This is a genomic window from Streptomyces katrae (assembly GCF_000966975.1).
Lineage (GTDB): Bacteria > Actinomycetota > Actinomycetes > Streptomycetales > Streptomycetaceae > Streptomyces > Streptomyces katrae.
The window spans coordinates 1-6,231 of the sequence record NZ_JZWV01001314.1; the positions used below are offsets into that span (position 1 = coordinate 1).

6 protein-coding genes and 1 pseudogene are annotated in these 6,231 nt (G+C 74.1%); 5 read left to right on the forward strand and 2 right to left on the reverse strand.

The window, feature by feature from the left end; genetic code table 11:
* The 3 genes from VR44_RS36605 to VR44_RS36615 form a co-directional block, all read left to right on the forward strand.
* Window positions 1-1,341: AMP-dependent synthetase/ligase (locus VR44_RS36605; protein ID WP_045951982.1), on the forward strand; the 1,341-nt coding region annotated here is incomplete at its 5' end.
* Between the two features lie 160 nt (window positions 1,342-1,501).
* Window positions 1,502-2,344, forward strand: coding sequence for an aldo/keto reductase (locus VR44_RS36610; protein ID WP_211275204.1), 843 nt, complete (start codon window positions 1,502-1,504; stop codon window positions 2,342-2,344).
* A 13-nt stretch (window positions 2,345-2,357) separates the two neighbouring features.
* The gene (locus tag VR44_RS36615; RefSeq protein ID WP_094192151.1) at window positions 2,358-2,867 is read left to right on the forward strand and encodes an RICIN domain-containing protein; all 510 of its coding nucleotides are present in this window, start codon (window positions 2,358-2,360) and stop codon (window positions 2,865-2,867) included.
* Between the two features lie 54 nt (window positions 2,868-2,921).
* On the opposite strand, the gene VR44_RS36620 is transcribed toward VR44_RS36615, so the two are convergent.
* Window positions 2,922-3,233, reverse strand: a complete 312-nt coding sequence (locus VR44_RS36620; RefSeq protein WP_045951983.1) for a 4a-hydroxytetrahydrobiopterin dehydratase — start codon at window positions 3,231-3,233, stop codon at window positions 2,922-2,924.
* Window positions 3,234-3,422: 189 nt separating this feature from the next.
* Between VR44_RS36620 and VR44_RS36625 the strand changes: the two genes are divergently transcribed.
* The gene (locus tag VR44_RS36625; RefSeq protein ID WP_045951984.1) at window positions 3,423-4,226 is read left to right on the forward strand and encodes a helix-turn-helix domain-containing protein; all 804 of its coding nucleotides are present in this window, start codon (window positions 3,423-3,425) and stop codon (window positions 4,224-4,226) included.
* A gap of 12 nt (window positions 4,227-4,238) precedes the next feature.
* Here the strand turns inward: VR44_RS36625 and VR44_RS42070 are convergent.
* Window positions 4,239-4,498, reverse strand: a pseudogene (locus tag VR44_RS42070) (hypothetical protein).
* A 293-nt stretch (window positions 4,499-4,791) separates the two neighbouring features.
* On the opposite strand from VR44_RS42070, the gene VR44_RS36635 reads away from it, so the two are divergent.
* Window positions 4,792-6,231 (forward strand): NAD(P)/FAD-dependent oxidoreductase (locus VR44_RS36635; RefSeq protein WP_281187267.1); only part of this gene is annotated, 1,440 nt, incomplete at its 3' end.

The window sequence follows — 6,231 nt, forward strand, 5'->3', positions numbered from 1 at the left end:
GGGGTGGACGAGGACGTGGTGCACCGGCACCGGCGGGCCGTGACGCCCGACGCGGTCGCCACCGTCATCTACACCTCGGGGACCACGGGCCGCCCCAAGGGCTGTGTGCTCACCCACGCCAATTTCATGTTCGAGGCGGACACGCTGGTCTCCCGCTGGAAGTCGGTCTTCCAGGCCGGGCCGGAGGAGCAGCCGTCCACCCTGCTGTTCCTGCCGCTGGCGCACGTCTTCGGGCGGATGGTCGAGGTGGCCGCCGTCCGGGCCCGGGTCAAGCTCGGGCACCAGCCGGCGCTGGCCGCCTCGGAGCTGCTGCCCGATCTGGCCGCCTTCCGGCCGACGTTCGTGCTGGGGGTCCCGTACGTCTTCGAGAAGGTGTTCGCCGCGGCGCGCCGCGGCGCGGAGGCGGAGGGGCGTACGGGGCCCTTCGACCGGGCGGTGGAGACGGCCGTGCGGTACGCGGAGGCACGGGAGCAGAAGGCGTTCGGGACCGGGCCGGGACCTTCGGCGGCGCTGCGCATGGAGCACCAGCTCTTCGAGAAGCTGGTGTACGGCAAGGTCCGCGAGGCCCTGGGCGGGCGGGTGCGGTACGCGATGTCGGGCGGGTCGGCGATGGCGCGGCGGCTGGGGCTGTTCTTCGACGGGGCCGGGATCACGGTGTTCGAGGGGTACGGGCTGACGGAGTCCTGCGCGGCGGCCACGGCGAACCCGCCGGGGGCGGTGAAGTACGGGACGGTGGGGCCGCCGATCCCGGGCACCACGGTGCACATCGCCGAGGACGGGGAGGTGTGGCTGTACGGCCGGCACGTCTTCTCCGGCTACCTGGGCGACGCGCGGGCGACGGAGGAGGTGCTGCGCGAGGGCTGGCTGGCGACCGGGGACCTGGGCCGGCTGGACGGGGACGGCTATCTGACGATCACCGGGCGCAAGAAGGAGATCCTGGTGACCTCGAACGGCAAGAGCGTGGCGCCGGCGGCGCTGGAGGAGCGGGTGCGTTCGCATCCGCTGGTGTCCCAGTGCGTCCTGGTGGGCAACGACCGGCCGTTCATCACGGCGCTGGTGACCCTGGACATGGAGGGGATAGCGCACTGGCTGTCGATGCGCGGGCTGGCGCAGCGGTCGGCGGAGCAGCTGGTGGGTGATCCCGCGCTGACGGCGGAGGTGCGGCGGGCGGTGGTGGCCGCCAACACGCTGGTGTCGCAGGCCGAGCAGATCCGCGCCTTCCGGGTGCTGGCGGGGCAGTTCACGGAGGAGCGGGGGCTGCTGACGCCCTCGCTGAAGCTGAAGCGCCGGGCGATCGAGAAGGCGTACGCCAGGGAGATCGCGGCCCTCTACCCCTCCTGACCCCGGCGGGCCGGGCCCGGGTGGGCTGGGCCGTCCGGGTGGTGTGGGGCGGCGGTGCCCGGGGGCGGGAATACGGTGTGCGGGAGGCCGGTTGTGGCCCCCGTGCGCCTCACGCACACCGCACCGCGCCGCGCCGCGCCGACCGCGAGGAACACCCACCGTGAACCAGGTCCCGAACATCAAGCTCAACAACGGCACGCTCATGCCCCAGCTCGGCTTCGGCGTCTGGCAGGTTCCCGACGCCGAGGCGGAGCGTGTCGTCGGGGACGCGCTGGAGGCCGGCTACCGCAGCGTCGACACCGCGGCCGTCTACGGCAACGAGCGGGGTACCGGCCGGGCGGTGAACGGCTCCGGGCTGCCGCGCGAGGAACTGTTCGTCACCACCAAGCTGTGGAACGGGCCCGACCGGCGCTGGGACCGGGACGCGGTGCTGCGCGCCTTCGACGACTCCCTGGGCAAGCTGGGCCTGGACCACGTCGACCTGTACCTGATCCACTGGCCGCGCCCGATGCGCGACGACTTCCTCACCATCTGGAAGACCTTCGAGGAGATCGCGGCGAGCGGCCGCGCCAGGGCCGTCGGCGTGTCGAACTTCCGCCCGGCGGACCTGGAGCGGCTCGGGGCCGAGAGCTCCCTGGTGCCCGCGGTGAACCAGATCGAGCTGCACCCGCTGTTCCCGCAGCCCGAACTGCGCGCGCTGCACGCCCGGCTCGGCATCGCGACCGAGGCCTGGTCCCCGCTGGGCCAGGGCAAGGAGCTGCTGGAGCTCCCGGCGGTCGCCGCCGTGGCCGCCAAGCACGGGCGCAGCGCGGCGCAGGTGGTGCTGCGCTGGCACCTCCAGCTGGGCACCATCGTGATCCCGAAGTCGGTGACCCCCTCCCGGATCCGGGAGAACCTGGACGTGTTCGGGTTCGAGCTGGACGCCGAAGACCTCGCGGCGCTGGACGCGCTCGGCGCGGACGGGCGCCGCATCGGTCCGGACCCGGCCGTCTTCGACGTCTGAAGGGGAGGTGGTCGTGGACGCTCCCCGCTCCGTCGGCTCCGCCGCCTCCTCGGGCGCTTCCGGCCGCCGCCCCGGTCCTGACCGGGGCCCCGGCCGGACGGGCCCGCGGGAGGGGGTCTACCGGATCCGCAACGAGGGCAGCGGGCTCGTGCTCCAGCTGGAGGGTGCCTCGCGGGTGCGGGTCGGCCCCGACGGGCCGCCCGCCCCGGAGGCCGCCCGCCGGTGGCGGCTCGCGCCGACGCACAGCGGCGCCGGGGTCTTCCACGTGGTGAGCGAGGACAACGGCCGGCGCCTGGACGTCGCGAACGCCTCGACCGACAGCGGGGCGCGGGTGCAGGTGTGGCGGGCCAATGCCTTCGGCGCCCAGGAATGGGTCGTCGAGGAGCACCTGGAGGCTCCGGGGGTGGTGTCCCTGGTGGCGTGCGTCAGCGGCCTGCTGCTGGAGGCCGATGGTGAGGGCCGGGCCCGGCAGGCCGAGGACAGCGACTCCCCGTCGCAGTGGTGGCGGCTGGAGCCGGCCTGACCCGGCCCGCGGAGCCCCCGGCCCGCGGACCCGGGCCCGCGGGCGGGGCCGCGGTCAGCTCGCGCCGTGGGCCGGGGCCAGCGCCAGCGCCTCGACGCGTTCGGCCAGGGCGAAGTCGTTCTCGGTGACGCGGCCGCCGGCGTCGTGGCTGTTCACCGCGAGGCGGACGGTGTCGTAGCCGAGGGTGAGGTCGGAATGGTGGTTCAACTCGTCCTGGACCACGGCGATGTGGGCCACGAGCGCGCTGGCGGCGCGGTGCGTGGCCACCCGGTAGGTGCGCAGGATCCGGTCGTCCTCGAAGGCCCAGCCGGGGAGTTCCCGGAGCCGGTCCTCGATCTCCTTCTGCGAGAGCGGTTCGCTCGGCATCCGCAGCCTCCTCGTGCTCGTTGCTCGTCCGCGTCCGTGATGTGCAGTCAGTTTTCCACGGTGCGCGCCGGAGTGAACCCTTCCCGCGCCGGTGCGCCCGGGTGCTTCCCCCCGCGCGTCCGCCGGTGCCGTCCCAGCCCGTGGAACGCGTCCGGTGCGGGCCGGTGTTCCTCGGTTAACGTCGTGCACATGACGACCTCGACCTCGGCGGACGCCACCTCCGTGGGCCCCCTGCTGCGCGCCTGGCGGGTGCGGCGCGGGATCAGCCAGCTGGAGCTGGCGGGCCGTGCGGATTCCTCCTCCCGGCACATCAGCTTCATCGAGACGGGCCGCTCCCGGCCCAGCGAGGAGATGGTGCTGCGTCTGGCGGGCCACCTCGACGTTCCGGTGCGCGAGCGCAACGCGCTGCTGCTGGCGGCCGGTTACGCGCCCCGGTACGCGCACACCCCGCTCGACGACCCGTCCATGGGAGCCCTGCGCGAGGGGCTGGAGCGGCTGCTGACCGGATACGAGCCGTACCCGGCGCTGGTCGTGGACGGGACGTACACGGTGATCGCGGCCAACCGGGGCATCGCGATGCTGCTGGACGGGATACCCGAGCACCTGCTGGCGCCGCCGCTGAACGCCATGCGGCTCACCCTGCACCCGGAGGGGCTCGCCCCGAGGATCCACAACCTGCGGGAGTGGCGGGGCCATCTGCTGGCGCAGATGGAACGGCAGATCGCGCTGGCCCGCTCGGCGCCGCTGCGCGCCCTCTACGAGGAGGTGGCGGCGTACCCGGTGACGGAGCGGCCCGGCGACGCCGAGCCGGACGAGCCGGTCCCGTACATCGCGCTGCCGCTGCGGATCGAGCACGAGGGACAGCTGCTGTCGTTCGTGTCGTCGATCTCCACCTTCAACACGCCGATGGACGTGACCGTCGCCGAGCTGGCCATCGAGACCTTCCTGCCGGCGGACCCGGCGACGGTGAAGTACCTGCGCACCCTGGGCTGAGGCTCCCCGCCCTCAGCGGGCGGCGGCGGTCGCGCGCAGCGCCAGCTGCTGGAAGAGGGCGAAGGAGGCGACGGTGAGGGCCTGTGCCGGGATCCAGACCGCCCCGGCGGCCGTCGGCGTGAACCAGACGGCGAGCGAGATCAGGCTGAGGGCGGCCCAGACGNAGCGAGGCCGTTGCCGGTGGTGACCACGGCGTCGAGGGCGAGGAAGCGGCGCAGCGCGGTCTGCGGGACGGTGGTGCGGGCGAAGCCGGCGAGCAGGGTCGCGGACATGGCGGTCAGCCTCCATCGAGGTCGAAGTGTGCTGGTGGGGTCGGGTGCCGGGGCCGAGTGCGCGGCCCCGGGACCCGATGGCTCCACTGTGCCGCCGGGGCCGGGCGGGGTCGATTACCTCCGGGGTCATGGCGGCCGGCCTGAGCGGAAGGGGACATTCCGGGGCGGCTGGAAAGCTACTTGTCCGTATGGCGCGAATGTTGGGGATGCGCTGGAACGGCACCGGACCGCGGGCTAGGCTTCACCGCACCGAGTCCCCTCGAACGCCCAGCCGACATACGGAGAACCTCCCGGTGCGAGCCGCCACCCGCCGCGATGCGCACGGCCGGGACGAGTCCTCCCCGCCCCGCCACGCCGTCGTCATCGGCGGCAGCATGGCCGGTCTGCTGGCGGCGGCCGTCCTCTCCGAGTACGCGACGGTCACGATCGTCGACGCCGATGTCCTCCCCGAGGGCCCGGAGCCCCGGCGCGGGCTGCCGCAGGCGCGGCACGTGCACGTGATGTGGTCGGGCGGGGCACGGGCCATCGAGGAGATCCTGCCGGGCATCACGGACGCCTGGACGGCCGCCGGGGCGATCCGCCGCCGGCTGCCCACGGACCTGGTGACGATGACCGCCCACGGCTGGCTCCCGCGCTACGGCGAGAAGCAGTTCACCGTCTCCTGCAGCCGCGACCTGCTGGACTCGGTGGTCCGCGCCCGGGTCACCGCGATGCCCGGGGTCGGCGTCCTGCAGCGCAGCCGGGTGCGCGGCCTGGAGGGGACGACCGCGCGGATCACCGGCGTCCGCGTCGACACACCGCAGGAGGAGGGCCTGCTGCTCCCGGCCGACCTCGTGGTCGACGCCGGCGGGCGCGGCTCGCGCTCCCGGCTCTGGCTCGAGGAGCTCGGCGCGGGCGTCGTCCCGCAGGCCGAGGTCGATTCCGGGCTCGTCTACGCGACGCGGATCTTCCGGGCTCCCGAAGGGGCGCACGCGCTGGGCTTCCCCATCGTCAACGTCCAGTCCGACCCGCGGGTTCCCGTGCCCGGCCGCACCGCGACGATCGTCCCCATCGAGAACGGCCTGTGGCAGGCCACCCTGTCCGGCACCCGGGGCGGGCAGCCGACCGGCGACCCCGACGCCTTCGTCCCGTTCGCCAAGGACCTGCGCGACCCGATCGTGGGGCAGCTGCTGGAAGGGCGCACCCCCCTGACCGATGTGGCCGTCACCCAGAGCACCACGAACCGCCGCCTCCATTTCGAGAAGACGGACCTGCCGGACGGGTTCTTCGCCGTGGGGGACTCCGTGGCGACCTTCAACCCGCTCTACGGCCAGGGCATGACCGTCGCCGCCAAGGGGCTGCTCGCCGTCCGCGCCCTGCTGCGTTCCGGGGGGCTGTCGCGGCCGGGCTTCGGCAGGGCCGCGCAGCGCGCGCTCACCCCGCAGGTGGCCGCCGCATGGACCCTGGCCACCTCGCAGGACATCCTCTATCCCGGCGCCACCGGCATGAGGCCGAAGCCGGGGTCGGGGCTGCTGGACGCGTACGTGAACCGGCTGATGGCCGGGGCCACCGTCGAGGAGCCGCTCACGGCCGCGTTCTTCGAGGTCATCACCATGACCAGCCCGCCCACCGCCTGGTTCCGCCCGGAGGTCCTGTGGCGGGTGCTGCGGGCCTCCGGCCGGGACACCCTGAAGGCCCCGCCGCTGACGGCCGCCGAGCGGACCGTCGCCGGGCTGGACGGGGCAGCGGGCAGC

What these genes read in the sequence shown, in the direction of transcription:
- VR44_RS36620 (WP_045951983.1), bottom strand. Translation starts at nt 3,233, where the DNA reads ATGCCGAGCGAACCGCTCTCGCAGAAGGAGATCGAGGACCGGCTCCGG.
- VR44_RS36625 (WP_045951984.1), top strand. Translation starts at nt 3,423, where the DNA reads ATGACGACCTCGACCTCGGCGGACGCCACCTCCGTGGGCCCCCTGCTG.